The organism is Ilumatobacter fluminis, assembly GCF_004364865.1.
Lineage (GTDB): Bacteria > Actinomycetota > Acidimicrobiia > Acidimicrobiales > Ilumatobacteraceae > Ilumatobacter > Ilumatobacter fluminis.
The window spans coordinates 912,593-928,919 of record NZ_SOAU01000001.1; the positions used below are offsets into that span (position 1 = coordinate 912,593).

16 protein-coding genes are annotated in these 16,327 nt (G+C 66.6%); 12 read left to right on the forward strand and 4 right to left on the reverse strand.

Going from position 1 to position 16,327, the window contains the following annotated elements; all coding sequences use genetic code 11:
• Positions 1–279 precede the first annotated feature (279 nt).
• Both BDK89_RS04055 and BDK89_RS04060 read right to left on the reverse strand, forming a co-directional pair.
• Positions 280–1,218 carry an acyl-ACP desaturase gene (locus tag BDK89_RS04055; RefSeq protein WP_166657376.1) on the reverse strand — a complete coding sequence of 313 codons (939 nt, stop codon included), beginning with the start codon at positions 1,216–1,218 and terminating at the stop codon, positions 280–282.
• Between the two features lie 38 nt (positions 1,219–1,256).
• Positions 1,257–2,477 carry an MFS transporter gene (locus BDK89_RS04060; protein WP_133867734.1) on the reverse strand — a complete coding sequence of 407 codons (1,221 nt, stop codon included), beginning with the start codon at positions 2,475–2,477 and terminating at the stop codon, positions 1,257–1,259.
• A 140-nt stretch (positions 2,478–2,617) separates the two neighbouring features.
• Between BDK89_RS04060 and BDK89_RS04065 the strand changes: the two genes are divergently transcribed.
• From BDK89_RS04065 to BDK89_RS04120, 12 genes are all read left to right on the forward strand, one after another.
• Positions 2,618–2,983 carry an NADH-quinone oxidoreductase subunit A gene (locus BDK89_RS04065; RefSeq protein WP_133867735.1) on the forward strand — a complete coding sequence of 122 codons (366 nt, stop codon included), beginning with the start codon at positions 2,618–2,620 and terminating at the stop codon, positions 2,981–2,983.
• 14 nt (positions 2,984–2,997) lie between these two features.
• A complete protein-coding gene (locus tag BDK89_RS04070; protein ID WP_341785676.1) occupies positions 2,998–3,570 on the forward strand; it encodes an NADH-quinone oxidoreductase subunit B in 573 nt (190 codons plus the stop codon).
• Positions 3,554–4,222: an NADH-quinone oxidoreductase subunit C gene (locus BDK89_RS04075; RefSeq protein ID WP_133867737.1), complete on the forward strand. Its 669-nt coding sequence runs from the start codon at positions 3,554–3,556 to the stop codon at positions 4,220–4,222. Before BDK89_RS04070 ends, BDK89_RS04075 begins: the two co-directional genes overlap by 17 nt.
• Positions 4,219–5,391, forward strand: a complete 1,173-nt coding sequence (locus tag BDK89_RS04080; protein ID WP_133867738.1) for an NADH-quinone oxidoreductase subunit D — start codon at positions 4,219–4,221, stop codon at positions 5,389–5,391. The genes BDK89_RS04075 and BDK89_RS04080 overlap by 4 nt, the downstream gene beginning before the upstream one ends.
• The gene (locus BDK89_RS04085) at positions 5,388–6,443 is read left to right on the forward strand and encodes a complex I subunit 1/NuoH family protein (protein ID WP_133867739.1); all 1,056 of its coding nucleotides are present in this window, start codon (positions 5,388–5,390) and stop codon (positions 6,441–6,443) included. The genes BDK89_RS04080 and BDK89_RS04085 overlap by 4 nt, the downstream gene beginning before the upstream one ends.
• A gap of 59 nt (positions 6,444–6,502) precedes the next feature.
• Entirely contained in the window at positions 6,503–6,934 is a 432-nt protein-coding gene (locus BDK89_RS04090; protein ID WP_243839088.1) for a 4Fe-4S binding protein, read from the forward strand.
• A complete protein-coding gene (locus tag BDK89_RS04095) occupies positions 6,931–7,467 on the forward strand; it encodes an NADH-quinone oxidoreductase subunit J family protein (RefSeq protein WP_133867741.1) in 537 nt (178 codons plus the stop codon). The genes BDK89_RS04090 and BDK89_RS04095 overlap by 4 nt, the downstream gene beginning before the upstream one ends.
• Before the next feature lie 3 nt (positions 7,468–7,470).
• A complete protein-coding gene (gene nuoK / locus BDK89_RS04100; protein ID WP_133867742.1) occupies positions 7,471–7,770 on the forward strand; it encodes an NADH-quinone oxidoreductase subunit NuoK in 300 nt (99 codons plus the stop codon).
• Entirely contained in the window at positions 7,767–10,265 is a 2,499-nt protein-coding gene (locus tag BDK89_RS04105; RefSeq protein WP_133867743.1) for an NADH-quinone oxidoreductase subunit 5 family protein, read from the forward strand. The genes nuoK and BDK89_RS04105 overlap by 4 nt, the downstream gene beginning before the upstream one ends.
• Positions 10,266–10,279: 14 nt before the next feature.
• A complete protein-coding gene (locus BDK89_RS04110) occupies positions 10,280–11,872 on the forward strand; it encodes a complex I subunit 4 family protein (protein WP_133867744.1) in 1,593 nt (530 codons plus the stop codon).
• Positions 11,872–13,395, forward strand: coding sequence for an NADH-quinone oxidoreductase subunit N (locus tag BDK89_RS04115; protein ID WP_133867745.1), 1,524 nt, complete (start codon positions 11,872–11,874; stop codon positions 13,393–13,395). Before BDK89_RS04110 ends, BDK89_RS04115 begins: the two co-directional genes overlap by 1 nt.
• A 262-nt stretch (positions 13,396–13,657) precedes the next feature.
• Positions 13,658–14,644, forward strand: a complete 987-nt coding sequence (locus BDK89_RS04120) for an SAM-dependent methyltransferase (protein ID WP_133867746.1) — start codon at positions 13,658–13,660, stop codon at positions 14,642–14,644.
• Here the strand turns inward: BDK89_RS04120 and BDK89_RS04125 are convergent, their stop codons facing one another.
• Positions 14,645–15,301, reverse strand: coding sequence for a hypothetical protein (locus BDK89_RS04125; protein ID WP_133867747.1), 657 nt, complete (start codon positions 15,299–15,301; stop codon positions 14,645–14,647).
• Positions 15,302–15,437: 136 nt separating this feature from the next.
• Entirely contained in the window at positions 15,438–16,295 is an 858-nt protein-coding gene (locus BDK89_RS04130) for a fructosamine kinase family protein (RefSeq protein WP_133867748.1), read from the reverse strand.
• Positions 16,296–16,327 lie beyond the last annotated feature (32 nt).

Genomic DNA, 16,327 nt, shown 5'->3' on the forward strand with positions numbered 1-16,327 from the left:
TGATTCCCCGCCTCGAGTTGTACCAACACCCCTTCGGGTGACCTTCGAGCGGATGGTCGGCCGCTGTGATCGGCCGGCTGATCAGCGGCATTCCGAGGATCGGCGGGAACGCGTGGCATGCGCGAGCCGTGCGTCGCTGTTCGGGGTTCGGGGACGTCGCAGCCTCGGGAGGGGGTCCGTCGTGAATGTCGGTTGATGTCAGACATCAACCGACCAGGTCTGCGAGGTCGAACGTTCCGGATGGTCGGATGATGTCTGACATCAACCGACCGGTTGATGTCAGACGGAGGCGAGTTCTGCGTCGGCCTTGGCCTTCGCCTTGCGGTCGCTGAGGCGCTTGGCGACGCGGCCGCTCTTCTCGAGGTACTTCACGATCCGCTCGCGGGCCTGTTCGGCCTCGGCGTCGAGACCCTCGATCGACTCGAGCTCCCAGGTGCGCAGCACCATCGGCACGAGGATCTGCTCGTGGTGGATGGCGAGGTCGTAGATGCCGGCGTTGGCGATCCGCTTGGCGTGCTCGGCGAAGCCGGGAATGCCGACACCGGGCATCGCGAACTTGGTGACCTCTTCTTCCATCGCCATGACCATGCCGCTCGGGTCGACCTCGATCGCCGCCTTGGCGAGATCGCGGTAGAAGAGCTGGTGGAGGTTCTCGTCGGAGGCGACGCGCATCATGACGTCGTAGCCGGCCGGATCACCGATCATCTGCCCCGTGGAGCGGTGGGCGATGCGGGTGGCGAGCTCCTGCAGCGAGAGGTAGACGAACCCGTTCTGGACGGTCGGCGGGTTCGGGGTGATGCCGCCCGACACCTGTGCCATGCGGCAGCGCTCGAGGTGGTGCGGGTCGATCGCCCGGGTCACCATGAGGTAGCCGTAGATCGCCATCGAGTGGCGGCCCTCTTCGGCGGTCCAGCGGCGGACCCACTCGCCCCACGCCTTCTCCGAACCGAACTTGCTCTCGACGGTGCGGAAGTAATACGGCAGGTTGTCCTCGGTGAGGAGGTTGACGAGCAGTGACGAGCGAACGGCGTCGTCGATCTCGGCGCCGGCCAGGTCGGCGTCGTCGGCCGACCATTCTTCGCCGGGGATCGGGTCGCGCCCACGGCCGTACGGGACGTGCTCGTGGGGGAACCATTCCTTCGTGGTCGACAGATGGCGTTCGAGCAACCGCTCGACCGTGGTGTCGAGATCGTCGAGAACTGCTTGATCCGGGCGCACGAGGTGCACCCTACCGCCCTACCGACCAGTAGGTAGCATCACGGCGCCGCCTTTTTCGTCGTCTCGTCCGTCGTCGGTGTCGGCGTGGCTCCGTCGCTGAACGGACGGAGCGCGAACAGGGCCACGAGTGCGGCGGCGCCGACCGCTCCGGAGAGGAGGGCAGCGCCCGATCCGGGCCCGGCGAGGAGCGCTCCCGCGACGAGCGGTCCGGTGGTCTGTCCGGCCCGGGCCATGGCCGTCCAGCCCGCCATCACCGCCGCCCGTTGGTCGGCGGGAGCGCGGGACATGGCGGCGTCCTGCAGGGTCGGCAGGAGCGCCCCCTCGGCGATGCCATAGGCGAGGGCTCCGACGCAGAGCACGACGAGCGAACCTGCCAGGCCGAGCAGGAGGAACGAGCCGGTCCACGCCGCCGCCGACACGATCGCCACGGTGGACGCGCCGACCCGGCGACGGATCCGGCCCAGGTTGAACGCGGCGATCGACGAGGTGATCGCCGGGAGCCCGAACACGATCCCGCGCCCCCAGGCGTCGAGTCCGAACTCGTCGTCGAGGTGGGTCGGGAGCGCAGCCAGGAACACGCCGAAGATCACCGCGAAACTGACCGCCGCTGCGATGACGCTCGTCAGGATCGTTCGGTCGGTGAAGGCGATCCGGGCGCCGGCCAACTGATCGCGCAACGACACCTGCACCTCGGGACGTCCGGGTGGCAGGGTGCGCCACGCGAACAGCGCCGAGAACACGCCGAGCGACAGGGGAGCGAGCGCCCATCGCCACCCGAACGCCGATGCGATCGCGCCCGACACAACCGGAAAAGCCGCCAGCGCCACGGTGAGCACGCCCGAGTTGGCGCCGATCCATCGCGTCCGCTCGTCGCCGTCGAAGTGGTCGGAGATCAGCACGATCGCGAGGTTCACGAGTCCGGCGGCGCCGAGGCCCAGGCAGAACCGCGCGATCAGCATGATCTCGAACGTGGGAGCGGTCGCGACGAAGACGCCGGCGAGACCGAACACGAACAGGCACGGGGTCAAGACCGGCCGCCGTCCGAAACGATCGGCGAGCAGGCCGATGATCGGCGCCATCGCGATGCCCGGCAGCGACGCCGCCGCCACGAGCAGACCCGCCGAACCGTCGGGTCGGTCGAACGTCTCGAGGATGTCGGGGATCAGCGGCGCGAGCAGGGAGTTGCCCATGATGCTCGTCAGCGTCGTGACGAACACGAGGGGAAGGATCGGGCGCGTCGCCCCCACCTGCTCGCGCATCGGGCCGACGCTAACGGTCGCACCGTCATTCCCCGGCACGAGATGTCGTGCGGGGCGACCGCATGAGCCCTGTTTCACGTCGAAAACGGTGGAGGAGGGTTTGGGAATCGATTCACGACCCCTGGTAGCCTCGCTGCCCGATGTCGCTGTTTCTGCGCGATTACCTCACCGTCGTCTGGTTCGGCCTCGCCGCGCTGGTCCTCGGCAGTCTGCTGCTCGGTATTGCCGCCGCAGTCAGGCCGTCGCGTCCCAACGCCGAGAAGCTGATCGCATACGAATCCGGTGTCGACCCGGTCGGCATGGGGTGGTCGCAGAGCCAAGTTCGTTATTACGTGTTCGCCCTCCTCTTCGTCATCTTCGACGTCGAGGCCGTGTTCATCTTCCCCTGGGCGACCTCCATGGAGCGGTACGGCTGGTTCGGCCTCATCACGATGCTGATCTTCATCGTGCTGTTGCTCGACGGTCTCGTCTACGCCTGGAAGCGAGGACTCCTCCGATGGGTCTAGTCGACCGCGGGCGCATGCCCGCCCCACTCACCAAGCTGTTCAACATCGGGCGTTCGTACTCGATGTGGGTGTACCAGTGGGGTCTCGCCTGCTGCGCGATCGAGATGGGCGCAGCGTTCGCGTCGCCCCGCTACGACGTGATGCGCCTCGGCGTCATCCCGTTGCCTGCGAGCCCGCGCCAGGCCGACTTCGTCGTCGTGTCCGGCACGGTCACCGACAAGATGGCGCCGGCCGTGCGTCGTCTGTACGAGCAGATGCCCGAGCCGAAGTACGTGATCTCGATGGGATCGTGCGCCAACTGCGGCGGCCCGTACTGGGACAGCTACTCGGTCACCAAGGGCGTCGACCAGATCCTGCCGGTCGACGTGTACGTGCCCGGCTGCCCGCCGCGTCCGGAGGCCCTGCTCGAGGGCATCGTCCTGCTCCAGCAGCGCATCCGCAACGAGGACATGGGCGCCAAGTGGCGTCACGAGGAGTACACCTCGCTGCAAGCCAGCAACGCCAAGAAGAACCCGCCGGCCGCCGACCAGCAGGCGTCCGACGCCGCTCGCGAGCCGATCGTGGTCGGGGGTGGCCCGATTGAGTGACACCTCCACCGACGAAGCGCCGGCGGAGCTCCCCGGCGACGGCTTGCGCGACGGCATCGTCGACGCGCTGCGTGCGGCGATCGGCGACCAGCTACTCGATACCCACCTGGTTCCGCAGACCGACCTCTGGGTCCGTGTCTCGCCCGAGGCATGGCAGCAGACCGGTGCCGTGCTGAAAGACCAGGGCTTCGACTACTTCTGCTTCCTGTCGGCGATCGACTGGATGCCGTCGCCGTACGGCAAGGGCGAAGACGACCCCTCGGCCGACGACGACGAGGCCGAAGCCGAAGAGATGAAGTCGGGCTACACCGGCGGCGACACCCGCTTCCAGGTGTTCGCACGCCTCACCGACATCCGTCGCCACGTCGGCGTCACGATCAAGGCCGACGTTCCCGAGTCGATGACGATCGACACGTGGATCGGCAGCTTCGCCGGTGCCAACTGGCACGAGCGCGAAACGCACGAGATGTTCGGGATCACCTTCGACGGTCACCCCGACATGCGCAACCTCTACCTTCCCGGCGAGTTCGAGGGGTTCCCGCTCCGCAAGGACTTCCCACTCCTCTCCCGGATGATCAAGCCGTGGCCCGGCATCGTCGACGTCGAGCCGATGCCCGAATTCGACGACGAAGAAGGCGGTGACGGCGAATGACCATGCTCAACGAACGCCAGCAGCTGTCGTACATCGCGGCCCAGGCCGCCGACGCCCGCCTCAACGTCGAGCTCGAGACCGAGGGCATGACCCTCAACATCGGTCCGCAGCACCCGGCGACGCACGGCACGCTCCGCATCATCGCCCGCCTCGACGGCGAGCAGGTCGTGTGGGCCGAGCCCGTGCCCGGCTACATGCACCGCGGCTACGAGAAGCTCACCGAGGTCCGCACGTTCCCGCAGGTCACCACGCTGATCAACCGGATCGACTGGCTCGGCAGCTTCGCGAACGAGGTGCCGTTCATCCTCGCCGCCGAACAGCTCATGGAGATCGAGGCGCCGCCGCGCGCCCAGTACATCCGCACGATCCTGTTCGAGCTCTCGCGCATCGCCAACATCGGCCTGTTCCTCGGCGACCTCGGCGTCCAGATGGGCGCCGTCACCCCCGCCTTCTTCGGGTTCCGCGACCGTGAGTACGTGCTCAACCTGATCGAGGGCGCCACCGGTGGCCGCTTCCACCCGAACTTCGACCGCATCGGCGGCCTGAAGGACGATTTGCCGAAGGGCTGGATCAACGAGACGAAGCAGGTCATGAAGCGCCTGCGCGGCTTCTGCGACGAGATCGAAGACCTCCTCTTCGGCAACGAGATCTTCCAGAGCCGTACCCGTGGCATCGGCGTCATCCCCGCCGACGTCGCCAAGTCGTTCGGCCTGTCGGGCGCCAACCTGCGTGCGTCGGGCGTCGACTGGGACCTCCGCCGCGACCAGTCGCTGCCGATGGCCTGGGACAAGGCCGACTTCAAGGTCTGGACCCATCCCGACGGCGACTCGTGGGCCCGCTGCTGGGTCCGTCTGCAGGAGACTCGCGAGGCCACCAAGATCGTCGACCAGCTGATCGACGACCTGCCCGCCGGCCCGGTCATGGCCAAGGTGCCCCGCATCATCAAGGTGCCCGAGGGTGAAGCCTGGATCTCGACCGAGAACCCGCTCGGTGAGATGGGCTACTACGTGATCAGCAAGGGCGACCTCGGCCCGTTCCGGGTCAAGATCCGCTCGGCCAGCTTCAACAACATCTCGATCACCCCCTGGGTGCTCAAGGGCGTCTACGTGCCCGACATCATCACGATCCTGGCCAGCCTCTACTTCATCCTCGGAGACATCGACCGGTGACATCCCTGCTTGCTGTTGAGGTCCCGTACTGGGGACAGTCGCTGTTGCGCGTCTTGGGCGGCATCGTCGCGGTGCTCCTGCCCGCCGGCACGATCGTCTACCTGTTCCTGTTCAAGATGATGTCGTTCATGCAGAGCCGCCTCGGCCCGATGGAGGCCGGCCCGTACGGCTCGATGCAGCTCCTCGCCGAGGTCGGCAAGTGGCTGCAGAAGGAAGACATCATCCCCGAGAACGCCGACCGGACGATCTTCAAGATCGCACCGCTCATCGTGCTCGCGTCCACCTTCCTGCTCGTCGTCGTCGTGCCGTTCGGCCCCGACGCCCTGATGACCGACTTCCAGGCGGGCATCTACTACGCCCTGGCAATCGGCTCGGTCTCGGTCATCGGCATCCTCGTCGCAGGCTGGTCGAGTGCGAACAAGTACTCGCTGCTCGGTGGCCTGCGTGCCGCCGGCCAGCTCATCGCCTACGAACTCCCGATGGTGCTCGCCGTCGTCGGCGTCGTCATCCAGGCCGGTTCGATGAACCTGCAGCAGATCGTGGTGGCGCAGAACACCTACGAGATCTTCGGGCTCGACTGGATCGGCATGCCGTTCGTCATCACCCAGTGCGTCGGCTTCGTGATCTTCATGATCGCCGTGCAGGCCGAGCTCACCCAGCCGCCGTTCGACATGCCGATCGCCGAATCCGAGCTCGTGTCCGGCTACATGACCGAGTACTCGGGCTTCCGATTCCTGACGTTCTTCATCGCCGAGTTCGCCACCGCCGGCGTGTTCGCCTTCATCGCTGCCGTGCTGTTCCTCGGCGGTTGGGGCGTGCCGTTCAGCTGGTTCGGCTGGGACACGGTCGACTCGGTCGACAACTGGATGAACGTCGTCGGGCCGATCATCATGCTCACCAAGATGATGCTGCTGGTCGGGATCATCATGTGGGTCCGCTTCACCTACCCACGTTTCCGTGAAGACCAGCTCCAGCAGTTCGCCTGGAAGGTCCTCATCCCGGTGTCGATCCTGAACATCGCCGTCACCGCAATCCTCAAGGTCGCCGTCTAATGCCTTCGAAGCCGAAAGTCCCGGGCCTGATCAAGGGCCTCGGCATCACGATGGGAACCATGTTCCGCACCGCGAAAGACGGTGCGGCCACGGTCCAGTATCCGCATGCCAAGGAGACCCCGCCCGTCCGCGCCCGCGGCGTCATCGCGCTTCGCGAGGACAACTGCACGGCCTGCATGCTGTGTGCCCGCTCGTGCCCCGACTGGTGCATCTACATCGAGGCCCACAAGCAGCTCGCCCCGCCTCGTCGCGCCGGCGGCAAGCCCCGCCAGGTCAACCACCTCGACCGGTTCGACATCGACTACGCGCTCTGCATGTACTGCGGTATCTGCGTCGAGGTGTGTCCGTTCGACGCCCTCTTCTGGAGCCCCGAGTACGAGTACTCCGAGCCCCGCATCGCCGACCTGCTCCACGACAAGGAGAAGCTCGGTGAGTGGATGGAGACCGTGCCCGAGGCGCCCGAGCTCGAAGCGGGGGCGGCCAAGAAATGAGCCTCCTCGCCCAAGCCAACGACGGGGTCAACGTCGCCCAGAACGTCGGCTTCTGGATCATCGCAGCGCTGATGCTGTGGGGCGCATTCCGGGTCGTCACGACCCGCAACGTCGTCCACGCCGCCCTGTGGCTGGTGGTCGTGCTCGGCGGCATCGCCGCGCAGTACATTCTCGCCGCCGCCGAGTTCGTGGCGATCTCGCAGGTGCTCGTCTACATCGGTGCCGTCATGGTGCTGTTCCTGTTCGGCATCATGCTCACCCGGGCCACGATCGGTGAAGAGACCGACGTCAACAACAAGAACTGGGCCGTCGGCATCCCCGTCGCCCTCCTGATGTTCGGCGTGCTCGCCTACGTCACCCTCGACTTCACCGAGGACGCGACCCTCACCGACCCGACCGAGGAACAGATCGCATCGGCGACGACGGCGATCTCCGACGCCTACCTCGGCGCCTACCTCGTACCCCTGATCGCCGTCTCGTTCGTCCTGCTCGCCGCCGCCATCGGCGCCATCGTGCTGGCCCGGAAGGACTGACCGATGTACGCGTTCAACTTCCTCCTCCTCAGCGCCGCGCTCTTCTCGTTCGGTGTCTACGGCGTCCTCGCCCGCAAGAACGCGGTCATGGTGCTCATGTCGATCGAGCTGATCCTCAACTCGGTCAACCTGAACCTCGTCGCCTTCGCGCTGATGAACAACTCGATCGACGGGCACGTGTTCGCCCTGTTCGTGATCGCGATCGCCGCCGCCGAAGTCGGTGTCGGTCTCGCCATGGTGCTGATGATCTACCGCAACCGGCGTTCGATCGCGCTCGATGAACTCTCGGAGATGAAGGGATGAGCCGACCCTCCATGTTGCTCGCCGCAGAAGAATCCGGCCACGCCGTCGGCGAAGCCAGCGGGTGGTTCCTCGAGAACGCCTGGCTGATCCCGGTCATCCCGGCCGTCGCGTTCTTCCTCATCCTGTTCTTCGGCAAGAAGCTGCCCCGTGGCGGCAGCGAGTTCGGCATCGTCGCGATGCTCGGTTCGCTGTTCGTCGCCGCCGGCGCCACCTGGCAGTGGATCTCGTCCACCACCAGCCACTACGACGAAGCCGGCAACTACGAGGTCGAACCCGTCATCCGCGAGATCGTGTGGTGGCAGTCGGGCCCGTACGAGTTCGGCCTCGGCCAGCACATCGACGGTCTCGCCATCATGGCCCTGCTGCTCGTGGCGTTCATCTCGACGCTCGTGCAGCTGTACTCCACCGAGTACGTCAACGGCGACCGTCGCTACACCCACTTCTTCGCCGCGCTCACCCTCTTCTCGTCGGGCATGCTCGCCATGGTCCTGGCTCCCGACATGGTCCAGCTGATCCTCGGCTGGGAGATCATGGGTCTCTGCTCGTTCATGCTCATCGGACACTGGTGGGAAGAACAGGCCAACAGCCGTGCGGCGCTCAAGGCGTTCTTCACCGTCCGTGTCGGCGACATGGGCCTGCTGGTCGGCACGGCGATGCTGCTCGCGATCTTCGGCACGCTCCAGATCTCCGAGATCAACGAACTCGCCGCTGCCGGTGAGTTCGACAGCAAGAACATGCTCATGTGGACCGCAGTGGCGTTGTTCATCGCCTGCATCGGCAAGTCGGGCCAGTTCCCGCTCCACACCTGGCTCCCCGACGCCATGGCCGGCCCGACGCCTGTCTCGTCGCTGCTCCACAGCTCGACCATGGTCGTTGCCGGCGTGTTCCTCGTCGCCCGCATCTACCCGGTGTTCCACGTCGGTCTCGACATCAACGCCGCCGGACAGTCGGTCAACCTGATCGCCGCCATCGGTGGCATCACCCTGCTGATCGCCGCCGCGCTCGCCTTCGTCCAGAACGACATCAAGAAGGTGCTCGCCTACTCGACGGTGTCGCAGCTCGGCTACATGATGATGGGCCTGGGTATCGGCGCCTGGACCGGTGCCGTGTTCCACATCTTCACGCACGCCTTCTTCAAGTGCTGCCTGTTCCTCGCCGCCGGCTCGATCAGCCACACCGCGGCGCACCACAGCTTCGACATGAAGAAAGACATGGGCGGCATCTGGAAGAAGATGCCGGTCACGTTCGGTGCCTGGATGGTCTCGACCGCTGCGCTGATGGGCATCCCCTTCACCGCCGGTTTCTTCTCGAAGGACGAGATCATCGACTCGGCGAAGCACTACGAGTACACGTGGTTCTACTACGCCGGCATCATCGGTGCGTTCATGACGGCCGCCTACATGACGCGGGCGACCTATCTCACCTTCTTCGGCAAGCCGCGCGGCGCCGCCGCCCACTTCATGGGTGTCGAGCACGACACCACCGGCGAGGTGCACGAGCACTCGGCCCACCCCGACGAGGCCGAGCACGCCGACGGCCACCTGCCCGACGAGACGGTCGACGCCCCGCTCCACACCGCCGACACGCACGGCGCCCACGACGCGCACGACGATCACGGTCACGACGACCACCACGACGACCACGCCACGCACGGACGTCCGCTGCCGTTCGCGCCGTTCGACTCGCCGTGGAAGATCACCGCCCCGCTCATCATCCTCGCGGCGCTGGCGATCGGTGCCGGCTATCTCAACGCACCGGCGCTCAAGATCTACTGGTTCGAACACCAGACCGAGTCGTCGATCGGACTGCCGATCGACCACGGCGACCACAGCGACGAAGAAGAGCACGGCGACGACGAGGAGCACGAAGAAGCGCTGCTCGGCTCCGTCGACGAGCTCGCCCTCGGTGCCGGAGGCGGCTTCGTCGCCGCCGAGTCCGGTGGCGGCGACCACTCGTACGAGGCGCCCGGCCCGTTCAAGGTCCCGGCACCGCCGGTGTTCACGTGGGCCAACGCTGCACCGGGTCTGATCCTGGTCGCGCTCGGCATTCTCGTGAGCTGGTTCATGAGCCTGGCCGTGTTCGGTCGACGCAAGAACTTCCTGTCACCGACGGTCGGACTCACCGAGCGGGTCAAGCCGATCGGCGCGATCCACTCGTTCCTGGTCAACAAGCTGTACCTCGACCACCTCTACGAGAAGGTCATCGTGCACGCGATCGCCCACCCGATCGCGAAGGCGGCCTACTGGTTCAACCAGAACGTCATCGACGGCATCGTCAACACCGTCGGTATCGTCACCCGCCGCCTCGGCGGCTGGGTCTACCGCAACGTCGACCAGCGAGTGGTCGACGGCGCGGTCAACGCATCGGGGAAGGCCGCCTCCGAAGGCGGCCACGCCCTCCAACCCGTCCAGTCCGGCAAGGTCAACCAGTACGGCGCGCTGCTGTTCGGCGCCGCCGGCATCGGTGCCATCCTCCTGATCATCCTCAACGGCTAAGGCAGTTTCGACAGATGGATCCTTTCAAGAACAACGAACTCCTCACCATCGGCACCTTCCTGCCGTTGGTGGGCGTGGTGATCATGATGTTCATCTCCGCAGCCGAAGAGCAGCTGCACAAGATGATCGCCATCGTCACCGCCGGTGCCACGTTGGTGGTCGGCCTCATCACGCTGATCCAGTACGACTACGACGCGAGCGGGCAGCTCCAGTTCGTGGTCAACGAGGAGTGGATCTCGGTGATCAACTCCAACTACAACATCGGCCTCGACGGCATCAGCCTGCCGCTGTACTTCCTGTCGATGGTCGTGACGTTCCTCGTCGCGATCTACACCTACGGCAACATGCCCGATGCCGGGAACCCGAAGATGTTCCTGATGCTCATGCTGGTCCTGCAGGTCGGCATGGCGGGCTCGTTCATCGCACAAGACCTGATCCTGTTCTTCGTCTTCTTCGAGATCGTCCTGCTGCCGATGTACTTCATGATCGGTGTGTGGGGTGGCGAAGACCGCCAGTACGCCTCGCTGAAGTTCTTCCTCTACACGATGTTCGGCTCGGCGCTGATGCTCGTCGCGTTCCTCGCCATCTACTACAAGACCGGCGCCGAGAGCTTCGCCTTCCAGCACCTGTACGAAGCGGGCGCCGGCATCGGTCGCAACACCCAGATCTGGATCTTCACCGGCATGTTCATCGGCTTCGCCGTCAAGGTGCCGATGTTCCCGTTCCACACCTGGCTGCCCGACGCCCACACCCAGGCGCCCACGCAAGGTTCGGTCATCCTGGCCGCCATCCTGCTGAAGCTCGGTACGTACGGCTTCGTCCGCATCGCCCTGCCGATGCTGCCCCAGGGCGCCGAGGCGTGGGCCCCGGTCATCGCCATCCTCGCCGTGATCGGCATCATCTACGGTGCCCTCGGCTGTCTGGCCCAGACCGACATGAAGCGACTGATCGCCTTCTCGTCGGTCGCCCACATGGGCTTCGTCATGCTCGGCATCTCGACCCTCACGGTCACCGGCATCAACGCCGCCCTGTTCGGCATGGTCGCCCACGGCCTGATCACCGGCATGCTCTTCTTCATCGCCGGATCGGTCAAGCACCGCTACCACACCCTCGAGATCAGCCGCCTGTCCGGCATGCTCGTCCAGATGCCGAAGCTCGGCTGGCTGCTCGGCTTCTCGGCAATGGCCTCGCTCGGCCTTCCCGGCCTGGCCGGGTTCTGGGGCGAGTTCCCGGCCCTGCTCGCCTCGTGGAACCCGAACGAGGCGATCCTCGCCGACCAGCTCGACCTGTACCGGGTGCTCACCGTCATCGCCGCCCTCGGCACGGTGCTCGCCGCTGCGTACCTGCTCTGGCTGTACCAGCGCACCGCCTTCGGCAACCCGAACCCCGAGTTCGTGCCGAACCAGCACGCCCACTCGCTCAGCGCCGCCGCCAACGATGACCATCACGGTGCCGACATCCACGACGTGACCACCCTCGAGTGGATCGCCTGGACGCCGTTCCTGATCGCCATCGTCGTCTTCGGTGTCTACCCGCAGCTCATGTTCGAGATCATGGACCCGGCCGTCGTCGAACTCGTCAACGTCATCGAGGCGGGCGTCGGCTGATGATCGCCACGCTCCTCGCCCAAGCGGCCGAGTGGACTCGGCCCGACATCGATTGGCACGGCATCGCGCCCGAGCTGATCCTCGTCGTGGGCATCAACCTCATCCTCCTCGTCGATCTCTGGATCGACGAGAGCAAGAAGTGGATGATCGCGTCGCTGACCGGCTTCGTCATGCTCGGCGCCCTCGTGCCGGTCGTGACCCTCGCCGTCGTCGGCGACGACACCCGATCGATGTTCTTCGACCGCTACGTGGTCGACGAGTACGCCCTCATCCTGAAGGCGCTGTTCCTCGTGATCGGTTACCTCATCGTGCTGATGAGCCAGACCGAACTCGAAGAGGGCGGCTACTACATCGGCGAGTTCTACGTGCTGATGCTCGTCAGCGTGCTCGGCATGGTCGCCATGGCATCGAGCCGCGACCTCGTGTCGATCTTCGTGTCACTCGAACTGCTCTCGATCCCGGCCTACATGATGGCCGCGTGGCGCAAGCGCGACGTCCGCTCCAACGAGGCCGGCGTCAAGTACTACCTGCTCGGCGTGTTCGCCTCCGGCGTCCTGCTCTATGGCATGAGCTACCTGTACGGCACGACCGGCTCCACCAAGCTCACCGAGATCGGCTCGGCACTCGCCGACGCCGACGGCGGCCTCCTCGCGATGCAGGTCATCGCCGTGGCGTTCGTGATCGTCGGGTTCGGCTTCAAGGTCTCGGCCGTGCCGTTCCACACCTGGGCACCCGACACCTACCAGGGTGCGCCGCTCCCGGTGACCGCCTTCTTGTCGGTCGCCTCGAAGGCCGCCGGTTTCGTCGGTCTGCTCTCGCTGCTGTTCATCGCGCTCTACTCGGCCGATGGCGTCTACGAACCGTTCATCTTCGTGCTCGCCGCACTCACGATGACGGTCGGCAACGTGCTCGCACTCCGCCAGACCAACATCGTCCGCATGTTGGCCTACTCGTCGGTCAGCCAGGGTGGCTTCATCCTCATGCCGCTCGCCGTCATGGCGTCCGGCGACGCCACCGAGTCGGCGCTCAAGGCGGTCGTGATCTACCTCCTGATCTACGCCCTGTCGAACCTCGGTGCGTTCGCCGTGGTGATGGCCGTCAGCCGCAAGACCAAGAGCGGCGAGATCTCCTCGTTCGGTGGCCTCATGTCGTACGCACCCGGCCTCGGCGCCCTGATGACGATCTTCCTGGCGTCGCTCACCGGCATCCCGCCGCTCGGTATCTGGATCGCCAAGCTCGCCGCCTTCAAGGCCGTCGTCGACGCGGCGACCGGCATGGGTTACACCCTCGCCATCATCGCGGCCGTCAACACCGTCATCTCGGCGGCGTACTACATGCGGGTGCTGCGAGAGATCTGGATGAAGCCCGTCCCCGACGGCGACACGAGCAAGATCTCGGTACCGCAGCCGATCTGGGCTGCGCTGGGTATCTGCACCATCGGCACCGTCGTGCTGGGACTGTTCCCGGGCCTCGTCATGCGGTTCGCCGATCTCCCCGATCTCACCGGCGCCTTCGGCGGCTGAGCGGCCAGATCGTCCGATTGCTGCGTTCCGCCTCGCCGCCGTCGGCCGAAAGGCCGACGGGGCTCGTCGCGCCTTGCACTCGAACGATCTGATCCGCCTAGCTACGCACAATGGGCCTGCGTTCACACCAACTGCAGGGTCCGGGTTCGTCGCGCCTTGCACTCGACGAAACCGACTCGGCCTCAGAAGGGGTGCGAAGAAAGGGATCTGATCCCGTACCCGTTGCAGGGTGAGCGACACCATTCGTCGTAGGGTTTGTGGGATGGCGGAGCAGGCGCTGGGGTTCGACGGGTTCATGGAGGTGGCGCTCTATGGGGCCGGCGGGTTCTACACACAAGGCGGCAAGGCCGGGCGTCGTGGCGACTTCATCACCTCGCCCGAGGTCGGCCCCCTCTTCGGCGCCGTGGTCGCCCGCTACCTCGACAGCGAGTGGGAACGCATCGGACGTCCCGACACCTTCACCGTCGTCGACGCCGGTGCCGGACCCGGTGCGCTCGCCCGGTCGGTGCTCGCCGCCGAACCGGCCTGCCGATCGGCCCTGCGATACGTCGCCGTCGAGATCGCCGATCATCAGCGCGAACAGCACCCCGACGAGGTCGAGTCGGTCGCCGACCTGCCGACCGCGCCGTTCGACGGTGTCGTCGTCGCGAACGAACTGCTCGACAACCTGCCGTTCCGTCTCGCCGTGTTCGACGGTGGCTGGCGTGAAGCATTCGTCGTCCGACTGCCCGACGGCCAGCTCGTCGAACAGCTGAGCGCCCCGTTCGACCCGGCCCCGGCCACCCTGCCCGTGCCCGCACCGCACGGAGCGCGAGCCCCACTCCACCAGCGGGCACGCGACTGGGTCGATCATGCGCGATCACTCGTGCGGAACGGCTCGGTCGTCGCGATCGACTACTGCTCGGCAACGACGGCCGAACTTGCCGCCCGGCCGTGGCGTGAGTGGCTCCGCACCTACCGCGGCCATGAGCGCGGCGGCCACTACCTCGCCGATCCCGGCCAGCAGGACATCACGACCGAGGTCGCGATCGACCAGCTGCCCACCCCCGACGCCGTTCGTTCGCAAGCCCAGTGGCTGCAGCTCCACGGCATCGCCGACCTCGTCGACGAGGGCAAGCAGTACTGGGCCGAACACGCCGCCCGACCCGACCTCGCGGCGATGCGCATGCGCAGCCGCGTGAGCGAGGCCGAGGCGCTCCTCGACCTGGCAGGCCTCGGCTCGTTCAGCGTGCTCGAGTGGCGCAGCTGATCACGCCGGCGTCAACGTCACCGGGTGACGAACCCCGGGATCCGCCGTCTCGAACATGATGACCGGCGTCGGTCCGGAACAGTCGTACGGCGCATCGTTGATCGGCACGCTTCCGAGGAGGCCGTTCGCGAAGGCGCTCTCGTCGAGCGTCTGGCCACCGACGGTCACGATCACGCTCAGGTTGCTCGAACCGAGGGTCGTGACGATGACACCGTCATCAGCGGTGTAGGTGCCACTGACGGTGCCGCTCGACTGCCCTTCACCACTGGTGCCGACCGCGCTGACCACGAGATCGAAGTCCGCGGTGTACAGGTAGGTGTCGGCGGTGAGGTCGAGCAGCGTCTGGCCCGACACCGTGATGTCGAGCGGGGCGCCGACCGTCGCTTCGAGGGTGTCGTAGAAGGCGTTCATCTCGTCCTGGGTGATCACCCAGTTGCCGACCAGGCACTCGCCGGGTGTGGGAGCGGCCGTCGTCGGGGGCACGGTCGTCGGTGCCGGGGCGGTCGTCGGCGGTGCGGTCGTCGGGACGGTCGTGGTCTCCGCCGGGGCTGTCGTCGCTGCGCCCCCACCGCCGCCGCCACCGCTCGGGGCGTCCGTCGTCGTCGGAGCGGGTGCGGTGGTCTCGGGCGCCGTGGTCTCGGGAGCGGACGTCGTCACAGCGTCGATCGAACTGCTGGCGTCGTCGTCACCTCCGCCGCATGCCGCGAGTGTGAGAACAAGAACCGGGACCGCCATCCAACGCATGCCGACATTCTGGCTCGCGATGCGGGCCCTGACCAGCGAATAGCCGCGGTCACGATGCCAGCACGGCGTCGAGGGCGCGTTCGGTCGCGCCGGCGTAGCCGCCGCCGAACTTGACGGCGTGCACCGTCAGCGGGGCCAACTGGTGCAGCGGGATGCGTTGCTCCCAGCCGTCGGCGAGCGGGAACTCGTCGTCGTAGGCGGCGAATGCGTCAACGCCGTACCCGCCGAACAGCCGCATCATGGCCAGGTCGAACTCACGGTGCCCGCCGTGCGCAGCCGGGTCGATCAGCCACGATCGACCCGCTCGATCGACGATGCGGTTGCCTGCCCACAGGTCGCCGTGCAACCGAGCCGGAGGTTCGGGCGGACCGCCCACCTCGTCGAGTCGCTCGATCACCGCGTCGAGCTTCTCCAGGGTCCGGACAGGGAGCGCCCCACTGTCGCCGGCCAGCCGCCGCAGCGGCACCAGCCGGCGCTCGCGGAAGAACTCGACCCACGTGTCGCAGGGGTCGTTCGGCAGTGCCCGACTGCCGGTGGTCCGTCGGTCGGTGCGGCCGAAGGTGGGGAGGCCGAACCGGTGCAGTCGGGCGAGTGATCGGCCGAACGCCGCCTCGTCCTCCGCCCGGCCGCCTTCGTCGATCCATTCGAGCGCCAGGAACGCTGCACCGTCGTCGCCGTCCGAGACCGCGAGCACGTCGGGCACCGGCAGCACGCCGGGCTCCCGGAGCCACCGCAATCCCTCGGCTTCGGTCGAGAAGAAGTGTGCCGGAGGATCCCGGTGCGTCTTGGCGAACACCCTGCGACGGTCTTCGAGGTCGACCCGGTACGACTCGGCGACGTCGCCCCCGCCGAGCCTCGCCATGGCCACGACGGGCGATCCGAGCGCGGCGGCGAGCTGATCACGCATGCCGCTGCACGATAGCCAGCGCTCCCGTCGGG